Source organism: Rhizobium ecuadorense (genome assembly GCF_001187535.1).
GTDB classification, from domain to species: Bacteria; Pseudomonadota; Alphaproteobacteria; order Rhizobiales; family Rhizobiaceae; genus Rhizobium; species Rhizobium ecuadorense.
This window is the reverse complement of the sequence record NZ_LFIO01001845.1, coordinates 1-228: the sequence shown is the minus strand read 5'-3', so window position 1 is coordinate 228 and position 228 is coordinate 1. Positions and strand designations below refer to the sequence as shown.

Annotated in this window: 1 pseudogene; it reads left to right on the top strand. The window is 59.2% G+C overall.

Going from position 1 to position 228, the window contains the following annotated elements:
* Positions 1-85 (top strand): annotated as a pseudogene (locus AF337_RS38995) (6,7-dimethyl-8-ribityllumazine synthase); the annotation flags it as partial.
* Positions 86-228 lie beyond the last annotated feature (143 nt).

Here is a 228-nt window from a genome sequence, read left to right as displayed (position 1 = left end):
CCGCGCACACTTCGTCGAGAAAGGCCGTGAAGCGGCAAAGGCAGCTCTGACGATCGGCAAAACCCGCGCCGCTCTTGCCGCGTAGTCAGCGGTTCGACGAACAGAAGACGGCGGGAACAGTCCCGCCGCTTCGATACAACTCCGCTACACGGCCAAATCAGACAGAATAATTGATTCGACGGCCTCACCGGACTGTGGTCCACTGGCCACTGACATGTATCGCCATTC